At 72.0% G+C, this 16,997-nt stretch carries 10 protein-coding genes; 6 read left to right on the forward strand and 4 right to left on the reverse strand.

Features of this window, described 5'->3' with window-relative positions:
* The first annotated feature begins 84 nt into the window (after nt 1-84).
* Genes ACTG9Q_RS19410 through ACTG9Q_RS19425 form a run of 4 tightly spaced genes read left to right on the forward strand, consistent with a single transcriptional unit; the run spans nt 85 to nt 8,118 of the window.
* The gene (locus tag ACTG9Q_RS19410; RefSeq protein ID WP_455574229.1) at nt 85-1,608 is read left to right on the forward strand and encodes a TIGR02677 family protein; all 1,524 of its coding nucleotides are present in this window, start codon (nt 85-87) and stop codon (nt 1,606-1,608) included.
* Complete coding sequence (locus ACTG9Q_RS19415; RefSeq protein WP_455574230.1) at nt 1,605-2,798, forward strand: TIGR02678 family protein; 1,194 nt, start codon at nt 1,605-1,607, stop codon at nt 2,796-2,798. Before ACTG9Q_RS19410 ends, ACTG9Q_RS19415 begins: the two co-directional genes overlap by 4 nt.
* Nucleotides 2,795-6,877 carry a TIGR02680 family protein gene (locus ACTG9Q_RS19420; RefSeq protein ID WP_455574231.1) on the forward strand — a complete coding sequence of 1,361 codons (4,083 nt, stop codon included), beginning with the start codon at nt 2,795-2,797 and terminating at the stop codon, nt 6,875-6,877. The genes ACTG9Q_RS19415 and ACTG9Q_RS19420 overlap by 4 nt, the downstream gene beginning before the upstream one ends.
* The gene (locus ACTG9Q_RS19425) at nt 6,874-8,118 is read left to right on the forward strand and encodes a TIGR02679 family protein (protein ID WP_455574232.1); all 1,245 of its coding nucleotides are present in this window, start codon (nt 6,874-6,876) and stop codon (nt 8,116-8,118) included. Before ACTG9Q_RS19420 ends, ACTG9Q_RS19425 begins: the two co-directional genes overlap by 4 nt.
* Nucleotides 8,119-8,176: 58 nt before the next feature.
* On the opposite strand, the gene ACTG9Q_RS19430 is transcribed toward ACTG9Q_RS19425, so the two are convergent.
* Genes ACTG9Q_RS19430 through ACTG9Q_RS19440 form a run of 3 tightly spaced genes read right to left on the reverse strand, consistent with a single transcriptional unit; the run spans nt 8,177 to nt 11,514 of the window.
* Nucleotides 8,177-10,576, reverse strand: coding sequence for an ATP-binding protein (locus ACTG9Q_RS19430; RefSeq protein WP_455574233.1), 2,400 nt, complete (start codon nt 10,574-10,576; stop codon nt 8,177-8,179).
* A 40-nt stretch (nt 10,577-10,616) separates the two neighbouring features.
* Entirely contained in the window at nt 10,617-11,231 is a 615-nt protein-coding gene (locus tag ACTG9Q_RS19435) for a DUF6879 family protein (protein WP_455574234.1), read from the reverse strand.
* Complete coding sequence (locus tag ACTG9Q_RS19440) at nt 11,224-11,514, reverse strand: hypothetical protein (protein ID WP_455574235.1); 291 nt, start codon at nt 11,512-11,514, stop codon at nt 11,224-11,226. The genes ACTG9Q_RS19435 and ACTG9Q_RS19440 overlap by 8 nt, the downstream gene beginning before the upstream one ends.
* Nucleotides 11,515-12,154: 640 nt before the next feature.
* On the opposite strand from ACTG9Q_RS19440, the gene ACTG9Q_RS19445 reads away from it, so the two are divergent.
* Nucleotides 12,155-14,413, forward strand: a complete 2,259-nt coding sequence (locus ACTG9Q_RS19445) for a family 20 glycosylhydrolase (RefSeq protein ID WP_455574236.1) — start codon at nt 12,155-12,157, stop codon at nt 14,411-14,413.
* 197 nt (nt 14,414-14,610) lie between these two features.
* Nucleotides 14,611-15,072, forward strand: a complete 462-nt coding sequence (locus ACTG9Q_RS19450; protein ID WP_455574423.1) for a type II toxin-antitoxin system Phd/YefM family antitoxin — start codon at nt 14,611-14,613, stop codon at nt 15,070-15,072.
* Here the strand turns inward: ACTG9Q_RS19450 and ACTG9Q_RS19455 are convergent.
* A complete protein-coding gene (locus ACTG9Q_RS19455; protein WP_455574237.1) occupies nt 15,058-16,977 on the reverse strand; it encodes a DUF2339 domain-containing protein in 1,920 nt (639 codons plus the stop codon). The genes ACTG9Q_RS19450 and ACTG9Q_RS19455 overlap by 15 nt on opposite strands.
* Nucleotides 16,978-16,997: the final 20 nt, after the last annotated feature.

The following is a 16,997-nucleotide window of genomic DNA, read 5'->3' on the forward strand; positions in this document are numbered from 1 at the left end:
AGAGGACGCCACTGTGCGGCCTGACGGTGACGACGATCCAGGGTGGGTGCTCGCCATCCGCTGCTTGCCGCCACAATGGCGGATATGACGGAGGGCACACCGACACCGGCGACGCCCTTTGCCCACCTCGACGCCCCCAACCGCGACCTCTACCGCGCCGCTCTGCGGACGTTCGCCCGCGCCAGGGATCGCTTCATCGTGCACATGCGGCCCGAGGACGTGGCCGCCGACCTCGGGCGCCCCGGCGACGCCGAACCGGTGGCCGAGGCGCTGAACAAGCTGGTGCACTGGGGCAACCTGCACCGTGACCCGGACACTGGCCGGGTCACCACGGTCTCGGACTTCCACCGCGCCCGTTACCTCTACCAGCTCACCGCCGAGGGCCAAGCGGCTGAGGCGGCGATCGCCCTCTACGAGGACGCCATCGGCCGACGCGGTCAGCTCCAGTCGGTCGCCCTGGCTGACATCGCCGACCAGCTCCGTGCCCTGGTGGGACTCGCGGCTGATCCCGACCCGGCCAAGCTGCACCTTCTGATGCTCGGACTCGCCGACCGGTTCACCGGTTTGGCCGACAACGCGCAGGCGTTCATGGCCTCGCTCCGCCGGGTGATCGACTTCTCCGATGGAGACGTGACTTCGTTCATTGCCTACAAGCAGCGGCTTATCGACTACATCAACCGGTTCATCGCCGACCTTGCCAACCGCGGCGCTGAGATCGCGGCCCTGCTAAGCGGCATCGAGGATGTCGACCGGCTCCTGACTGTTGTCGCCCGTCGCGAAGCCGCGGACGCGGGGCCGGACGCCGACCAGGCCGCCGCGGTCGCCGCTGCCCTGGACACGTGGCGCAACCGCTGGCGCGGCCTGCACGACTGGTTCATCTCCGCGGACTCCCGCCACCCCTCCCAGGCCCGTCTGCTGCGCGGCGCGGCGGTCACCGCGATCACCCAGCTCATCGACACCGTCGGCGTGCTCAACGAGCGCCGGGCAGGCCGCTCGGATCGCTCGGCGGACTTCCGCGCGCTGGCCCGGTGGTTCGCCGAGGCTCACGACGACGACGCGCGGCACCGGTTGTGGCGGGCCGCCTTCGGCCTCAGCCCGGCCCGGCACCTGTCGGTCACCGCCGCCACACTCGCCTCCTGGCAGGAGGACCCACCCGCACCGGGCACCGCCTGGCGCGACGCGCCCCCCGTCCATGTCAGCCCGCAGTTGCGGCGAACCGGCTCCTACGAGCGCCGCGGCCGCCCATCGCAGGTCGCCGACCGCGCCGAACACCGCTGGGTCCTCAAGGTGCGGGCGGAACGCGAAGCCGCCGAGGCGGCCGAAGCGCGACGGCGGCTGGCCACCGGCCCGATCCGGCTCTCCGACCTGGGTACCCTCGACACCAACGAGTTCCGTCTTTTCCTGCGGCTGCTCGGTGACGCGCTCTCGGCCAGGCTGCCGCACGAGACCGAGGTCAAGACCTCGACGGGCGACGGGACCATGCAGATCCGGCTCTCCCTCGTCCCGGACGGGGTCGTGGTCGAGATCCAGACCGTGGACGGGGTGCTGCGCGGTCCGGAGCACATCGTGGAAATCGTCGACCTGACCGTACAACGGGAGCGTGGATGACCTCGTTCAGCACGCCGGATGAGCTGGCCGCCCAGCGGCGCACGGCGCTACGGGCGCTGCTGGCCCGGCCACTGCTGGTCGCGGGTCGCGACGACGACGCGATCCGGCTCGTTCGCAGGCACGAGCGCGACCTGCGTGACTGGCTGTCCCAGGAGACCGGCTGGCGGCTGCGGGTGGACTCCGAGGCTGTCCGGCTGTTCAAAACCTCGACCACCCACGACGACAGCACCCACCCCGCCCGCGACGGTCGGGGCAGGCCCGCGTTCGGCCGCCGCCGGTACGTGCTGCTGTGTCTCGCGTTGTCCGTGCTGGAGCGCGCCGACGCTCAGATCACGCTGGGCAGGCTCGCCGAAGGCGTCCTCGCCGCGGTGGCCGAGCCTGAGCTGGCCGACGCGGGGATCGAGTTCACCCTGGGCCGCCGGGATGAGCGCTCCGACCTGGTGGCCGTGGTGCGCCTGCTCATGGGATGGGGAGTGCTCGACCGGGTCGCGGGGGAGGAGGACGCGTACTTGTCCGCCACCGGCGACGTGCTGTACGACGTGCGCAGACGCGTACTGTCCACTTTGCTCACTGGGCACCGCGGTCCGTCGACGGTCGCCGCGCCCGACTTCGACGGCAGACTGAGCGAACTCACCGACGAGCCCACGCCGGACACCGACGAGCTGCGCAACCGGGCGCTGCGCCAGAGGCTCACCCGCAGGCTCTTGGACGACCCCGTCGTCTACTACGACGAACTCACCGAGGACGAGCGCGCCTATCTGGTCAGCCAGCGGCACGCGATCACCAGGCGGATCGCCGACGCCACCGGCCTGGTGACCGAGATGCGCGCTGAGGGTGTCGCGATGGTCGACCCCGACGACGACCTCACCGACGTGCGCATGCCCGAGCAGCGCACCGACGGGCACCTCACGCTGCTCATCGCCGAGCACCTCGCCGCCGCGGCCGCGCCGGTGCCGGTCCAGCGGCTGCTGGCGCTCGTGCGGGATCTGACCACCCAACACGCCTCCTTCTGGCGCAAGGGCGTCACCGAACCGGGTGCGGAGACCGAACTGCTCGACGGCGCACTGGGCAGGCTCCGCGCCCTGCGCCTCGTGACCGACCTGCCCGGACCGATGATCGCGCCGCGACCCGCGATCGCCCGCTACGCCGTCGAGGCCCCGACCATCCGCGAGCAGAGGAGAGCCCGATGACAAGTCCGGTTCCGCGGGTACGGCGATGGCAGCCCCTGCGCGCCGGTCTGGTGGACATCTTCTACTACGACATCGAAGAGTTCCACTTCCATGACGGGCGCCTGCTGCTGCGCGGCAACAACGGGACCGGTAAGTCGAAAGTCCTCGCTCTCGTGCTGCCGTTCCTGCTCGACGGCGAACTGGCCCCGCACCGCGTCGAACCCGACGGCGACCGCAACAAGCGGATGGAGTGGAACCTGCTGCTCGGCGGACGGCACCCGCACACCGAACGGCTCGGCTACACCTGGCTGGAGTTCGGCCGCCTGCTGGCCGACGGCACCGCCGAGTACCGCACGGTCGGCTGCGGGCTCAAGGCCGTCGCGGGCCGCGGCATCGCCCGGCACTGGTTCTTCGTCACCAGCCAGCGGGTGGGCTCCGAGCTTTCCCTGGTCAGCCCCACCAGGGTGGCGTTGACCCGGGAGCGGCTGCGGGAGGCCGTGGACGGATTCGGCACGGTCTACGACACCGCGACCGAATACCGCAGGGCTGTCGACGAGACCTTCTTCCGGTTCGGCCAGCGCCGGTACGAGGCGTTGGTCAACCTGCTCATCCAGCTTCGTCAGCCGCAGTTGTCCAAGCGCCCGGACGAGAAGCTGCTGTCGAGGGCGCTCACCGAGGCGCTGCCGCCCCTGGACCCGGCGCTGGTCACCACTGTCGCGGAGGCGTTCCGCGGACTGGAGGAGGAGCGCGACGCGCTGCGCGGGCTCACCGAGGCCGAGACCGCGGCCAAGGCGTTCCTCGGCCACTACCGCCGCTACGCCAGGGTCGCCGCCAAGCGCCGGGCGGCGCCGCCCCGCCTGACGCACAGCCGCTACGAGAAGCTGGGTGCCGAACTGGCCGAGGCCGAGACCGCGCATGGCGCCGCGGAGGCGACGCTGGCGGCCGCGGAGCGGTCGCTGGGCGACATCGAGGCCGAGCGCAACCTGCTCACCGCCCGGCGCAGGGCCTTGCAGGACAGTCCCCGGATGCGCGACGCGGAGCTGATGACCCAAATCCGCACCGAGACCGAGCGCCTCGCCGCGTTCGCGCGTTCACGCGAGGGCGAGCGCGGCGCCGCCGCCGAAACGACCCGCCGCAGGGAGACCGCCCACGCCCGCGCGCGGGCTGCCGCGCAGGGGGACGGTGCCGCCCTGCACGGCCTCCGACAGGTCGCGGGCGACACCGCCGAGGCCGCCAGGCTGACCACCCGGCACGCCGAGGTCGTGGCCGCCTTCGAGGCCGACGAGCCGCCCTTCACCGCCACCGTGCGGGCCGGGCAGGACGTGGTGGACCGGCAGGTGCGCGCTGTCGAGGAGCTGGACCGGCTGCTGACCGCGTCGGGCTGGGCCGAGAACGCGCTGATCGTCGCCCGCACCGAGGTGGACCGGGTGACGGGCGAGCAGCAGGCCGCCGCCGAGCGGATCGCCGCGGCCGAGTCGACGGCGTCCGCCGAGAGCCGCGCGGTGGTCGAGGTGTGCGCGGCGTACCTGGGCCAGGTCACCCGGTTCACCCTGCCCGATCCCGACGAAGCGCTGGGCTCGCTCGACGCCTGGGCGGTGGCACCCGAGGGCGCCAACCCGTTCGCGGCGGCGGTGGAGGACGCGGTGGCCCAGGCGACGGCCGACCTGGGCAGGCGGCAGGCGCGCGTCGAGGCCGAGGCCGCCGCGATCGCCGCCCTGATCGCCGAGAGCCGCGCGGAGACGGCGCGGCTGGAACGCGGCGGTCACGACGCCCCGCCCGCCCCGCACAGCCGTGGTCCCCGGTCAGACCGGCTCGGTGCTCCACTGTGGAGGGTCGTCGACTTCGTCGACTCGGTGTCCGAAACCGATCGCGCGGGTGTGGAGGCGGCGCTGGAGGCGGCGGGCGTGCTCGACGCCTGGGTCGCCCCGGACGGCACGCTGCACGACGCGATCACTGACGACGTCTTGTTGCTGCCAGGGGAAAGCGCTCCGCGCGGCGGGCTTTCGGCTGTCCTGCTGCCCGCCGTCGACCGGGCCGACGAGCACGCCGACGCGCTCACCGACGACGCCGTGCGCGCCGTGCTCCGCTCGATCGGGCTCGGCCCCGGCGCCGCGAGCTGGGTGGGCACCGACGGTCGGTTCGCCATCGGCGTCCTGGCGGGTTCCTGGCACAAGGACGCGGCCGAGCACATCGGCGAGGGGGCGCGCGAAACCGCCCGCCGCGCCCGGCTGGCCGCGCTGCGGGCCGAGTTGACGAACCTGACCGCCGAGGCGGACCGTCTCGTCGCTGCCGCCGACGCGCTCGTCGCGGACCTGTCCGCGCTCGCCGGTGAGCGCCGGTCCCTGCCCGGCGACTCGGCGCTGCGAGAGGCGCACTTGCGGGTGGCCGCCGAGTACCAGGCGAAGCAGGACGTCGACCGCAGGCTGGCCGAGGCGCGCGCGGCGGCCGAGTCCCGTCTTGAGCAGGCGCGCGTCGCCCGCGTGCGGGTCGACGAGTTCGCACACGATGTCGACCTGCCCGGTGATTTCGACGCGTTGCGGGACATCCGGGATGCCGTCGGTGACTACCGGGTCGCGCTGGCCCGGCTGTGGCCCGCGGCCGTCGCCGCGCACCGCGCCGAGCGCGCCGCCGCCACCGCCGCCGAGGAACTGGCCGCGGCGGTGGAGCACCAGGCCGAGTCCGAGGCCGCGGCTGAGGACGCGACCGCGAGGGCCGATGCCGCCGCCGAGCGGCTCCGGGTGCTGGTGGACACCGCGGGCGCGGGAATCGACGAGCTCTACGCCGAACTCGCGGCCGTCGACACCCATTTGTACGGCTGTGATGAGCGCGCGAAGACCGCCCGCGGCGAAGAACGCGGGGCCTTGGAGGCCAGGGGTGAGGCGCTGGGGCGTCAGCGGACGCTGCGGGCGGAGATCATGGTGGTGACCCAGGAACGGGACCGCGCCATCGCCGAGCTGCGCGCGTTCGCCGAGACCGGCGTGCTCGCCACCGCCCTGCCCGACCTGGCTGTTCCCGACCCGCGAACCGAGTGGGCGGTCACGCCCGCGGTCACCCTGGCCAGGGCCATCAACGGTGATCTGTCCGATGTGGATGACAGCGAGCGGCAGTGGGAGCTGGTGCAGCAGAAGGTGTCGCACGAGCAGAAGACCTTGACCGACGTGCTGTCCGCGCACGGCCACTCCGCGGGCTTGGCGGTCCACAGTGGAGTAATGGTGGTCGACGTGCGCTTCCAGGGCCGCAGGCACGACATCCCGGCGCTGGTGGACTCATTGGCGGCCGAGATCGGCCAGCGCGGCAGGCTGCTGTCGGCCAAGGAGCGCGAGATCCTGGAGAACCACCTGGTCAACGAGGTCGCGGGAACTCTCCAGGAGTTGATCAGTGGCGCCGAGGACCAGGTGCGCGGCATCAACGAGGATCTCGACGCCCGCCCCACGTCCACTGGGATGCGACTGCGCCTGCTGTGGCGGACGGCACGCGACGCGCCCGACGGGCTGGGACGGGTCCGCGACCGGCTGCTGCGCCAGACCGCCGACGCCTGGAGTGCCGAGGACCGCGCTCTGGTCGGCGGCTTCCTCCAGGAGCAGATCAACCGCGAGCACACCGGCGACAGCGGGGGAAGCTGGGCCGAGCAGCTGACCAGGGCACTGGACTACCGGTCGTGGCACGAGTTCGCCATCCAGCGCCACCAGGACGGCCAGTGGCGTTCGGCCGCCGGGCCCGCCTCGGGCGGTGAACGCGTGCTGGCCGCGTCGATCCCGCTGTTCGCCGCGGCGTCGTCGTTCTACTCCTCGGCAGGCGATCCCGACGCGCCCCGGATGATCGCGCTGGACGAGGCGTTCGCCGGGGTGGATGACGACTCCCGGGCCAAGTGCCTGGGCCTGCTCGCCTCGTTCGACCTGGACGTGGTGATGACCAGCGAGCGTGAGTGGGGCTGCTACCCGCAAGTGCCCGGCCTGGCCATCGCCCAGCTCTCCCGCCACGACGGCATCGACGCCGTCCTGGTGACCCCGTGGCGCTGGGACGGCCGCGAGCGGGTCATGCTGCTCAGACCCGAGCCCGCCGTTCTCGCGCCGGAGGTGCCGAGGCTGTTCGGGTCGTGAGCGACATCGAGCGGCTGCGCAGGCTGCTGGGCACGCCCGCCACCGCCCGCTTGCTCGCCAGGCTGCGTCGGCGGGTGGAACTGGGCCGCCCGCTGACCGGCACGGTGACCCTGTCCGACGCGAGCCCGGACGAGCGCCGGGCCGTCGAGCAGATCCTCGGCAGGCGGGCCGGGCTGGGTGCGTCCGTGACCGTGCCCCTTGACGAGCTGGACGCCGTGCTGCGGCGCGCGGACATCGTCCCGGCCGGATTGGCTCACGCGGTGGCGCTGCTGGTCGGGGAGATCCCGGGGCCTGCTGAGCGCGCGACGGAGCAGGCCGCGTGGGCCTCGGCACTGGCACAGGCGGACGAGCTCGCCGAGCGCAGGCCGCGGCTGTGGCCTTGGCGGGAGTGGCTGGCCGCCACCGGCATGGTCCGCAGGCTGGAGCCGGACGCGCGCCGCGCCGCCGAGCTGGTGGCGCGGGCCGTCCGGGTGGTCGACGCCCTGCCGTCGACTGGGGTGGCCCTGCGCACGCTGGCCGCCGAGCGGGCCGGTGGCTCACACGCGCTCGACCACGGCCGTCCGCTGGCCACCCTGGTCCTCGCGGCGGCCAGGGTGCTGGCCGGGGAAGCCCCTTCGGGGAGCGGGGTCGCCGCCGAGCGCCAGGCGGCGTGGGCGCGGGTCGGGGTGTACCGGGACGCGCTGTCGTCATGGGTGCTGTGCGCGGGTCTGCCGGGCGGAACCGGCACCACCACGGCCCGTGCCCTGGCCGTCGCGGGGGAGGGTGGCGAACCGGTGGTGCTGACGCTGCGCCAGCTCGCGGGCGAGCGTCCCGACTGCGGCGTCGGCGCGCGGCGGGTGTGGGTCTGCGAGAACCCGATCGTGGTGGCCACCGCGGCCGACGAGTTGGGCGCGCACTGCCCGCCCCTGGTGTGCCTGGGCGGGCAGCCCTCCACAGCGGTGCTCACCCTGCTCGACTTGCTCGCCGCTGGCGGCGCGACCTTCAGCTACCACGGCGACTTCGACTGGGGCGGTCTGCGCATCGCGAACACGCTGGCGGGATCGGTGGCGTGGCGGCCGTGGAGGTTCGACGCGGCGGCCTACCGCGCTGCCCTGGAGACGACCACCGGGGACGCGCTGACCGGCAAGCCGGTCCAGGCGAGCTGGGATCGCGACCTGACGGCGGCGATGGCCGACGCGGGCAGGCGCGTTGAGGAGGAGACCGTCCTCGCCGACCTGATGGGTGACCTGAGGGCGGGATGAGCGCCCTCAGCTCGACGCGCGGAACTCGCCAGGCCTGCTGGTGCGGAGCCGAGCAGCGTCACTCCCGGTCTGGGGCCGCCAGTCGCGCGGTCACCCGCTCCCGTAGGCGCGCGGCGCGCGGGTCGTCGAACTCCGACAGGATCGACAGCGACTCGGCCCAGGACGCGCGGGCTGGTGCGTGCTCGCCGGTGTCGGCCAGCGTGGTGGCGAGGTTGTCCAAGGCGAGTGCCAGGTGCCAGCGGTCCCGGAGGTCGCGGTGTGCGGCGACGGCGACCCGGTGGAACTGGGCGGCGTCCTCCGGCCTGCCGAGGCGTCGGTAGGCGAGACCCGCACCGTCCAGGGCAATGGCTTCCCGGCCGCGATCGCCCAGTCGCCGCAGGATCGACGCCGAGTGGTGGAACAGGGGCAGGGCGTCCGCGGGGTCGTCCTCGGCCAGGCACAGCCGGGCCGTTTCCAGCAGGCCGACCGCCTCGCACATCGGGTAGCCGTCCTCGCGCGCGATGCTCACCGCGGCGCGCAGGGTGGAAGCGGAGTCGGGGTACTGGTTCAGTCCGCGATGGGCTATGGCCAGGCAGATCAGCGCGTTGCTCTCAGCGAGCCGGTCGCCGACCGCGCGGCTGATGGACAGCGATTCCCGCAGCAGGTCCAGGCCCGCTGCGGGCTCGTCGAGATCGCATCGAAGCACACCGAGATTGCTCAGCAGCCAGGCCTCGTGGCCGCGGTCGCCGATCTCGCGGAAAGCCGCGAGCGACCGCTCGAAGTGCTCGCGGGCTTCGGCCAGTCGGTGGCGGCGGTTCGCCAGCAGGCCGAGGTCGTTGGTGGACTGGGCGATCCCGAACCGGTCATCGATGGTTTCGCGGACCGCGAGCGCGGCCTGGTGGTGTTCCTCGGCCTTGTCGAGCTGGTTCGACTGCAGGTACGCCATCCCGAGGCTCGCCAGCAGTTGGGCTTCTCCGAACCGGCTCTGCGCTCGGCGTGCCGCGGCCAGTCCGATGACGCCGGTCTCGATCCACTCGCTGAACGGGTTGTGGATCGCGTAGACGCTCCAGAGCACCGCGGGCAGCTGCCAGGCCAGCTGGTCCCTGCCGGTGTCGGCCGCGGCGCGGGTGGCTGCGACGAAGTTCGCGCGCTCCATCTCATACCAGCGGAGAGCGGCGTCGTTGTCGGTGAACACCAGCGGCGCGACGTGTGCGTCGGGCGGGTCGAGCAGCACCTCCCGGTCCAACGGGCAGAGCACCGCCACGGCAGCGCGCGCCGACCGCACGTACCAGGTGATGACCCGCTCAACGGCTGCGATCTGGTCGGCCGCCGTCTCCTGCGCGATCGCCTGGTCCAGCGCGTAGGCCCGCAGCAGGTCGTGGAACTCGTACCGGCCAGGCGAACGCTGTTCGAGGACATGGGAACCGACCAGGGCGTCCAGCAGCGAACGGGCGCGTCCGGTGCCGACGCCCATCAGCGCGGCGGCGGCGGGCACGCTGATCTCGTGGCCGGGATGCAGGCCGAGGAGCCGGAACATGCGTGCCGCGTCGGCGGGCAATGCCCGGTAGGACCAGGCGAACACCGCTCGAACCGCGTCGGACTCCTCGTCATCGTCGGAACTCAGCGCGTCCCACAACCCGGACTCGTCGCGCAGGTCGGCGATGAGTTCGCTGAGCAGCATCAACGGTCTGCTCGACGCGCGTTCGGCCGCGATGCGCAGAGCCAGCGGCAGCCGCGCGCACAGGGCCGTCAGCTCGACGAGGTCAGCCAGGTCGTCATGCCCGCGATAGCCTGCCGTGACGGCTTTCAGCAGCTCGACCGCTTCCGCCTCGGACAGCGTGTCCAGGGGCAGCCTGCGCGCGCCGTCCCTGGCCACCAAGCCGGACAGCCGGTTGCGGCTCGTCACCAGGACCAGGCAGTCCGCGTTCCCGGGAAGCAGCGGCCTGATCTGTCGCACGCTCGCGGCGTTGTCCAGCAGGATGAGCACCCGCTGGTCGGCCAGAATGGTCCGGTACAGCGACGCCTTGTCCTCGATGTCGGCGGGAATGGCGTCAGGCGGAACGCCCAACGCGCGCAGAAAGCGGTCGAGGGCCTGTTCCGGCGTCACCGGTCTGCCCGCGTCGTAGCCACGCAGGTTCACGTGCAGTTGGCCGTCGGGGAAGCGGTCCCGTGTCCGGTGCGCCCAATGCAGTGCCAGCGACGTCTTGCCGACGCCCGCGGTTCCGGTGATGACGTGGATCCCGACCACCAGGGGTTCGCCGCGATCGGTCACGGCAGCGCTCAGCCGGTCCAGTTCCGCGGCGCGATTGACGAAACCGCTCACATCGCCGGGAAGCTGGCGCGGAATCCGCCGCGCCGGGTCGCTCTGGCCGCCATGGATGTGGACGCCACCGTGCACAGTGCCTGCCTGGACGATCTCTGACGCCGACCCGGCGACTTCGGCGCTGTTCTCGCGGGCGGGTTCCTCGTCTCGGGACATCGAACGTGGTCCTTGGGTCGCCGGTGCGGTTGGCTTCCTGCTACGCGACCGGAGGGGCGAGGTGAACGACCTCGCGCTCGTAGAAGCTCTCGATGTCTTCTCCGATCGCGTAGAGATCGGCGAGGAATCGCCTGCAGCGGGCGATGGTGTCCGGGGCGTGGATGCGGATAGCGCCGTTGTGGCTTCCGTTTTCCCCGTACGCGATCTCATACATCACCGTCTCGCCGAGAGTGATCATCTCCGGAAGCGGTTCGTCCTCTTCGAAGCCGGTGATCTCATCCGCCCGAACTATCCGCAGCTGCTCCCCTGCCTGGGCGCGCACCCGGAGGGGCTCGAACGACCACTGGACGTACGGCTGGATGGGCAGCTCCACGACCTTGATCCACCAGGTGCGGATACCGCGCGCGGCGTCGTCGCGGTACTCGCGCTCCAGTTCCGGCCGGAGTGACTCGGCGAGTCGCCTCGCCTCGTCCCAGTCGCCGCGGAGGTAAGCGTGCCAACTCGGCATCTCCGGCTCTTGGAAGAGTTGTCGCCTCTCCAGCTTCCAGAACTCGCCGCCTGCCTTGCCGAGCAGGCTGTAGTCCTTTCTGAAACTGTCTTGATAGGAATTGAGGTCCAGAAAGTTCCCGTCCGCACCGGAAAGCAGCTCATGCATTAGGAATATCGATCTTTGCCGCGACAAGCATCGCCCCGGGCAGGACGACCAAGCGTTCGTCATCGCCGACGGTGACGTCCTCGGGCAGTTGCGCCCGATAGAGCTCGGTCAGATCTCGACCTATCACGGCGACGTCGCCGTTGGAAAGTTCCCAGATATCCGGGCAGCCGTTCTTGCTGGTGGCACTGGCGGAATCGCCGCTGCGCCAGCTTCCCGGCTGCTTTGGTGAGATTCCCAGCCGTCGGGCCAGAGTCGCGGACGGGTCGGGTTGCCAGTTTTCCATTGAAACTCCCTGTTGGGTATTGTTTACCGCATGATCAAGGGTAGCAATGAATATGACAGTGCGGCGCGCGGGCATGGTAAGCCGGTTAGGTGAGATAAGTAGCCTGAACGTGTTTCGGTCGCAACGCGCAGTGCGCGAGAACCGTCGCGTCCGCCATTTGCCGCGCTTACCGTGGTCCTGTCGGTCGAGTGAGGATCACGCGGAGTGCGATTGGCTGCTGACCGGTGTTGCCGGAACAGGGGGCGGGCGGACTCTCGCGGTTCCGGATCGCGGTTGCCGCGTGGGTGCCCGTACGGCCGCAGGATAGGGCCTCGCTCAAGCCCACGCCGAGGTTCTGCCCGCGACCTCCGCGGGTGTGGCTCAAGTTGCGCGCCTCCAGGGGCGCGGGTGCGGCGGGAGGCGGCCGGGAACTTGCCCGGTCATCGGTCTGGGCGATGCCCATTGAGACGGAACCGCGAGAAAATCGAAGGGTCTAGACCATGCGGCAATTCGCCCGATACTGTGCTGGCAGGTGAGTGAGTCGCGGTTTTCGCATCGACGTGCAGCGAATGGTTTGGCCTGCGAGGGAGTCCCCATGTGGTTGCGAGTGAACAGAAGTCCTGTCCATCGCCTGCGGGGGCGCAGTCTCCTGGTCGCGGGCATGACCGCCGTGGTCGGGGTCGCGGGTGGGCCGTCGGCCGCGGCCGGAAGCGGGGCGTCCGCCGCCGTGGGCGCCGCGCTCGTCCCGCTTCCGGTGGTCGTCGAGCACGATCCGGAGGCGGCGCCATTCGTGCTGAGCCGTTCGCTGGCGGTCGTCGCCCGAGGCGGCACGGCGCACGTCGGCGAGCAGCTCGCGGTCCAACTCCGCAGGGCGACCGGGTTTCGGGTGCCAGTCCGGGCTCACGGTGGCGGGAACACCATCCGGATCACGGTGGACCCGGCCGCGGACTACACCGTGGGCGGCGCGCTTCCAGCGGCCGAGTCCTACGTCTTGGACGTGCGCGAACGCGGGGTGGAGATCACCGCGCGGACAGAGCACGGCGCGTTCAACGGTGTCCAGACGCTGCGCCAGTTGCTGCCCGCGTGGGCGGAGTCGGCGACGCCCGTCGTGGCCGACTGGCGGGTGCCCGCGATCCACGTCGAGGACGCGCCGCGCTTCTCCTACCGCGGCATCATGCTCGACGTGGCCCGGTCGTTCCAGGACGTCGAGGAGGTCAAGCGGCACATCGATGTGCTGTCCGCGCTGAAGATGAGCGTGCTGCACCTGCACCTGGCCGACGACCAGGGCTGGCGCATCGAGATCACCAACGAGGGCAAGGCGCCCGGCGACCCGATCGACTACACCGCGCTGACCCGCGAGTCCGGCGTCACCGCGATGGCCGAGCGCGGCTACCGCAACGAACTGGGCCGCAGCGGCCACTACACCCAGGCGCAGTACCGCGAGATCGTCGCCTACGCCCGCGACCGCTTCGTCACCGTCGTCCCCGAGGTCGACGTCCCCGGCCACACCAACGCCGTCCTGCACGCGATCCCGCAGCTGAACACCGAGCGCTCGCTGCCCGCGAGGAACCCCGAAACCGGTGTGGTCGACTGGAACGGCACCGCCGCGGTCGGCTACTCTGCCCTCGACGAGCGGCTCGACCTCACCTACACCTTCGTCGAGCACGTCTTCGGCCAGCTGGCCGAGCTGACCGGCGGCCCGTACGTCCACCTCGGCGGCGACGAGTCCCATGCCATGGGGCACACCAGGTTCGTGGACTTCGTCACCCGCGCGGTGCCGCGCGTCCAGGCCGCCACCGGCGTCGGCACGATGGGCTGGACCGAGTACGCCGAGGCCGGGCTCGCGCAGGGCCCCGGCTACTGGGACGGCTCGGTCGTGCAGTACTGGATCGGCTCCGGGGACTGGGTGCGCGACTTCGTCGCCAAGGGCGGCAAGGCCATCGTGTCGCCCGCGAGCACCTCCTACCTCGACCAGAAGTACAACCCGACCACCCCGATCGGCCTGAGCTGGGCGTGCAAGGGGATCTGCGACTTCGAGCGGTACTACGGCTGGGACCCGACGACGACGGTTTCCGGCGGCCTGCCCGAATCCGGCCTGCTGGGCGTCGAGGGTCCACTGTGGTCGGAGACGGTCCGCGGCGGCGACCAGGCGCAGTTCCTGATGATGCCCCGCGCCGCGGCGATCCTGGAGATCGGCTGGACTTCCGCCGCCCGCAAGGACATCACCGACTTCACCACCCGACTCGGCCTGCTCGGCCCTCGCCTCACCGTCGCGGGCGCCAACTTCCACGAGAGCCCCGGCGCGCGGTGGGCGACCACGGTCGCGGGCACCGACGCCACCGCCCGGCGCGGCGCCACCGCCCGCCACGCCATCGGCCTCGTCGCCGCCCCCGGCACCACGCTGTCCGCCGACGGCAGCCAGATCCTGTCCGCCACCGCGCTCACCGCGACCGCGACCTGCGGCCGCCGCGTCCTGCCCGTCACCTTCACCCAGCGCCAGGCCGCGGGCCCGGTCCACGCCACTGGCCTGTACACCGCCGGTATCGAGGCCGCCTTCACCAAGGACACCGAGTGCGTGCTGACCCCGTCCACCGGCGACCCGGTCACCGTCCGGGTCCGGGTGTCAGACCGCGATCTGAGCGTGGCTGACGCATCGGGCACCCCGACACTCTCGATCGGAACCCCGGGAGCAGCCGTGAGGCCAGGCACCTGGGTGCCACTGACCCTGACCGGCTTCACCCCCGGCTACGTCGACATCCGCATCGACGACACCACGGCGTACACCGTCCGCACGGGACCCGACGGCCGCTTCACCCGCACCGGCCTCATCCCGGCGACGACACCACCCGGCTCCCACACGATCAGCGCGGTACAGGGCGACCGCTCGGCGAGCGTCCCCTTGACGGTCGCCTCCGGCTGACGCGCGCCGCCCACCTCACGACGGGTCTGCACGTCGTGTACTTGATCCGCGATGGAGAGACAGTAAGTGGTCGACAGACTAACTTGGCCTATTATTGAGACCATGACGATAGCGGCGACCCCCATCCCGCTGTCGGAAGCGAAGGCCCAGCTGTCGGCGCTGGCCCGAAGGTCCGCCAGCAACACGAACGGATCACACTGACTCGCAACGGCGAGCCCGAAGCGGTGCTGCTGTCAGTCGACGATCTTGAGGGTCTTGAGATGACCCTGGAGATCCTGGGTGACAGTGAGTCATCCGCGCGGATCTCCGAGAGCCTGAGCGCGCTCGGCCGGGGTGCGGCAGGGGCTGACCTGGCCACCCGGCGAGCGGTACGAGATTCGTTTCCAGCCTGCGGCGCGGCGGGCGTTCTCTCCTCGACTGCCCGAATCGGTAGCCGCCGCGGTCATCGAGTTCTGCGACAACGCTCTTGCAGTCAATCCCCACCGTGTGGGAAGCCGTTTTCGGTCCACTCGCCGGGTGTCATGGCGCCCAACGAGGCGCCTACCGGATTGTGTATCGGGTCGACGACTCCGGTCTGGTGGATGTCGATGAACGCGAGCCGGAACTCGGATGGGCACCGTCGTTTAAGGGATCGCTCGGCGTGGTCACGATTGAGGTGACACCTCGTTGACGCGTTCCCTGGTCGCGACGACGCGGGCGTAGCGGGTGCCCGCGGTGAGCAGGATGAGGCCCGCGGCGATGAACGCGGCGACGCGGGCGATGCCGTCCAGGGCGGCCAGGTCGAACAGGATCAGCTTGGCGACCGACGCGGTGACCAGGGCCAGGCCGGTCGCGCGTAGCGCAACGCTGCGGATGCCCTTGGCCAGCAGCACGAGCGCGGCGGCCGTCCAGGAGACGGTGATGAGGACGTGGCCGGTGAGGAAGCCGGTCCGCCCGGGGATGGCCAGCAGGGTGGTGCTCAGCACCAGGGCCGCGGCGCCGTAGAGGGCGACGGCGCCCATGGCCAGCCACGGCGGCAGGTTCTGCGCGGGGGCGGGCAGGGCGCCCGCGCGGGACGCCGCCCACGGCACCGCGATCGCCGCCGCCAGCAGCAGCGCCGCGACCAGCGCCGCCCCCGGTCGCGGGGCGTGCCGGAACTCGGCGAGCAACTCGGGCGGGATGTCCTCGGTCAGCGCCCGGATGGCGCCGAGCGCGGCGAACCCGCCGCCGCCGTACAGCGCGGTGCGGTCGAGGGTCTTCCCGGCGACGGCGGCCAGCAGCAGCCCCTCGGCCAGCAGCGCGCCCGCCAGCGCGGCGCCGTCGAAGACCAGCGCCGTGGCCTGCAACGCGGCGACCATGCCCGCGATGCCCGCAATACCGATCTTGGTCATGGCCCAGACGGCCAGCAGCGCCACCGCGGCGCCCGCGGTGATCGCCACGGCCTGGCCGGTCGGCAGGAAGACGGCGGCCGTCATCACGGGGATCACCGCGACACCGAGGGAGGCGAGCGCGCCCGGCTCGGCCGGGGTCCGGCGCAGGGTCAGCAGGGCGAGGACGACCCCGACGACGCTGGTGGCCACGGCGGTGGCGGTGTTCGCCCACGACCCGGGCTCGGCCAGGGTCACCGAGGCCACCGCGGAGGCCGCGACCGGCGGGACCCGCGCGGCGAGGGCGGCGATCGGCCAGTCGCGGGTGAGGTGGATGGGGGTGGTGGCCAGGGTGACCACCAGCAGGAAGGTGACCAGCGCCGGCGTGAACCCACTGGTGATCACCGGGGCGCAGACCGCGCAGCCGATGACCACCGCGGCGGCCAGCAGCGCCGAGTCCCACCGGGTCGCCAGCAGCACCCCGCCCACGGTGATGGCCAGCCCGAGCGCGAGCCCGACGACGACCGGCAGGTAGTCGTAGAGCGCCGTGGCGGCGACGGTGTCCAGGTAGAGCACCGCGATGCCGGTCGCGGCCAAGGCGAACGCGCCGGTGCGCGCGGCCGGGTTGCGGTGCAGCCGCAGCCCGGTCCCGATGAGCCCGAGCCCGAACGCGGCGCCGACGAGCACCCGCGGCAGCGGGCCCAGCCAGCCCCGCTGGATCGCCAGGACCAGCAGCAGCACGACACCGAGCAGGGTCACCGCGCCGCCGACCCAGGCCAGCAGCTTGCTTCCCGCGCCCTCCTGGCTCAGCCGCTCGCCCAGCGTCACGCGCCGCGGCGGCGGGACGGCGTTGGGCATGGGGCCGGGTTCCCCGGTCATTGGCGGGCCGAAGCCCTGGTAGGGCGCGAACGGCTGCTGCTGCGGGAAGGGCTGGTGGGAGAAGGGCTGTTGCGCCGAGGTGGGCTGCGGAATTCGCGGCTGCTCGGACCCGGGCCGGCGGGGGAAGGGCTGTTGCTCCTGGGTGGGCCGCTCCGGGAAGCCGGGCTGTTCAGGGATGGGCTGCCGCGGGAAGCCCAGTTGTTCGTGCGTGGGGGAGGCGTGCTCCGGGGTGCCCGTCGCGTCCGGGCGCAGTGTGCGCAGTTCGGCGCCGACATGGGAAAGCCTGCGGCTGAGATCCTCGACCTCGGCGGCGAGGCGCACAAGCGGGGAATCGGACATGCCACCAGGGTGGCGCTACC

Source organism: Actinokineospora lacus, assembly GCF_053813445.1.